Annotated in this window: 1 protein-coding gene; it reads right to left on the reverse strand. The window is 59.2% G+C overall.

Translation table 11 applies throughout. The features are described from left to right. Window positions 1-343 precede the first annotated feature (343 nt). Window positions 344-1,477, reverse strand: a complete 1,134-nt coding sequence (locus tag VGG64_24755) for an ISAs1 family transposase (protein ID HEY1602838.1) — start codon at window positions 1,475-1,477, stop codon at window positions 344-346. Window positions 1,478-1,584: the final 107 nt, after the last annotated feature.

Genomic DNA, 1,584 nt, shown 5'->3' on the forward strand with positions numbered 1-1,584 from the left:
AAAACAACGGCCGCAGGCGTCCGTTCAGCCGGCCCGGGGCTGAATACGGTAAGATTAGGCGCACATGCCAATGATCGCCAACGCCTCACCCTAGCGGTAGCGTGATGCTCAAGAAACACTCCGTTCGGCTTATGTTCCTTGCGTCCTTGGCAAGCTTCGGGTTGCGCACTGGGAAATGCGATGGTTCCCCCCCGACCTATTGTATTTTTGCACCAAGAATTGAGTGACCGGATGCGGCGGCCGTTCAGGTGCAGCTCCACGCCGGTGGTAAGGTTTATTTCCAGGTGATGGAAGCTCGTAAACCAGAACCGGGCGATAAGGCTGTGTCCACGGCAATCGCATCTTATTTCTCGACGAAACTGAGCAGAATGCGTTCCAGGGTATCGGTGGAGAGGCAGGCGCGGTAGCGCTTGCCGCGGATATTGTCTTTGATGGCAGTGTCCACTGAGAGGATGGACACTGCCAAGCGTCGCAGCATGGCCGTCGTCTGTGGGGCGTGCAGCTTGCGAATGCGGCTGGCGTCTTCTGTAAAAGTTACATCCAAAACCCAGTGCAATTGACTCTCGATGCTCCAGTGCTGGCGAATCAATTTGGCCAGGGCCTTCACCTTCGCCGGGAGGCTCGACAGGAAATAGCTGACTTCGGTCGTTTCCCGTCCGGCGCTGAGCGTCGTGCGGATCACCATCACGATGGTCGCCAGCTTTGCCCAATCGGCAAAACCAGGCAAAGCGCGCGGCGCCGGCAGGACGTAGTATTCACGCCGCTCTTGGCGACCGCGATTGGTCTCCACGGTGACGTGCCGGCGCAGGTCGCGGGCGGGAACATCGGCCGTGAGAGCCGCAGCAAACTCGTCCGCCACCGCCTGCACCAACTTGGGATGGTTGTCCTTGAGCGCCAGCAGGTAGTCGCCTTTGCCCTGGACGATCTTCTGGGCGATCTCTTTTTGGCAGCCCATCGCGTCGATGGTGACGGTCGTTCCTTTCAGGTTGAGTAGCTCCAACAGCAGCGGCACGGCTGTGATTTCGTTGGATTTGGCGTCGGTGGCGACCTGACCGAGCGTCAGCCGGGCTTCGCAGGCCCAAGCCGAAACGAGGTGCAGCGGATTCTTGCCGGCCGCCCGATCAAACGAGCCGCGCAGAGTTTTGCCATCGATGGCGATGTGCTTGCCGATCTGGCGGCCCACGTCGTCGAGCCACTGCCCAACGCAAGCTGCCAGCTTGGCCGGATCGAGTAGCGCGAAGACGCGGCCGAACGTGTCGTGCGAAGGAATGCCGTTCTCCAGCCGGAGAAAGGTGCGTAGCCAGTCCAGTCGGTCGTTGCCGAAGCGTTCGACATCCGCCCAGCTATCGGAGCCGGCAATCGTGCCGCAGAGCGCGACAACGAGCAACTCGAACAGTTCGTGCCGACGGGTGCGCTCGATGCGCGGATCGGTAAGATCTTCAAAAGTTGAAAAAACTGCAACCAAGCGTTGGGACATGAAAATAACCTCCGTGCGTGAGTGATCCACGAAGGTATTCATGCAAGCCACTTGATTCTTTCAACCGGCAGCCAATACTGCGGATGATTTAGATGCGATTGCCGTGG

Source organism: Pirellulales bacterium (assembly GCA_036490175.1).
In the GTDB taxonomy this organism is placed as follows: domain Bacteria; phylum Planctomycetota; class Planctomycetia; order Pirellulales; family JACPPG01; genus JACPPG01.